Genomic DNA, 1,330 nt, shown 5'->3' with positions numbered 1-1,330 from the left:
GACCCGTGCCGACCGTCGTCGTCGCCGGCGACGGTGCGGGGCCGGCGGCGCGCCGCCTCGCCGAGGCGAACGGCTGGCCGCTGCTGGCCGAGCCGTCGTCGGGGGCGCGGCAGGGCCCCACCGCGATCGGCGCGTACCGGCTGCTGCTCGCGCAGGAGCGGCTCGGCGGACGCGTCGGACGCGTCGTCGTGCTCGGCCGGCCCACGCTGTCCCGACCCGTGCAGCGCCTGCTCGCCCGCGAGGACGTCGAGCTCGTCGTCGTCGCGCCGCGCGGCACGGACTGGCCCGACGCCGGCCGCAACGCCGCGCAGGTGCTGCTGGAGCTGCCCGCCCGCATGCGCCAGGGGCGTGCGGGCGCACCCGCCGGCTGGCTGGACGCGTGGCGCGCCGCCGACGCCGCCGCCCGCGACGCGCTCGACGCGCTGCTCGACGTCCCCGAGGACGCGCCGCGCTCCCGCAGCGGCCAGCGCGTCACCGGTCCGGCCCTCGCCCGCGAGATGGCGCGCGCGAGCACGCCGCAGGACGTGCTCGTCGTCGGCGCGTCCAACCCCGTGCGCGACCTCGACCTCGTCGCCCGGTGGGACGTCGCGCCGCTCGTGCTCGCCAACCGCGGGCTCGCCGGCATCGACGGCACCGTCTCGACGGCGACGGGTGTCGCCCTCGCGCTGCCCGACCGGCGCGTGCGCGCCTACCTCGGCGACCTCACGTTCCTGCACGACGTCGGCGGTCTGCTGCGCGGCCCCCTCGAGCACCCGGTCGACCTGCAGCTCGTCGTCGCGAACGACGACGGCGGCTCGGTCTTCACGACGCTCGAGCACGGCGAGCCGGCGCGCGCGGACGTGTTCGAGCGGGTCTTCGGGACGCCGCACGGTGTCGACCTCGCCGCGCTCTGCGCGGCGTACGGCGTCCGGCACACGCGCGTCGTCGACGCCGAGGGCCTGCTGCCCGCGCTCGCCGCACCCGGCACCGGCGTGAGCGTCGTCGAGGTGCGCGTCGACCGGGCGCAGCGGCGGGCCCTGGGGGAGCGGGTCACGGCGGACGTGGCGGCGGCCGCGTCGGCGGCGCTCGACGCGCTCGCGGTCTGAGGGCCTGGACGTCCGCCCCGCGGACGTCCAGGAAGTTCTCAGCCCCTCGGGAGGCCCGTCCCAGCGGGGCGGGTTGGAATGGAGGCCGACAAGGAGGCAGCCATGACCACCACGCCCGAGCAGCCGCGACCCGGCGGCGGCCACCCGCAGGACCACCCCACCCAGCCGCTCCCTCCGACCGGCGCGACGCAGCCGCTGCCCACGCAGCAGGCGCCCGCCGCCCCGGCCGCGACCCCGTCCGCGCC

Annotated in this window: 1 protein-coding gene; it reads left to right on the top strand. The window is 79.2% G+C overall.

The features are described from left to right. A partial coding sequence (locus tag AB6N23_RS18395; RefSeq protein ID WP_412867397.1) for a thiamine pyrophosphate-dependent enzyme occupies positions 1-1,085 on the top strand: 1,085 nt, incomplete at its 5' end. Positions 1,086-1,330 lie beyond the last annotated feature (245 nt).

It is taken from the genome of Cellulomonas pasadenensis (assembly GCF_047229365.1).
Lineage (GTDB): Bacteria > Actinomycetota > Actinomycetes > Actinomycetales > Cellulomonadaceae > Cellulomonas.
This window is presented reverse-complemented; position numbering and strand designations above follow the sequence as displayed.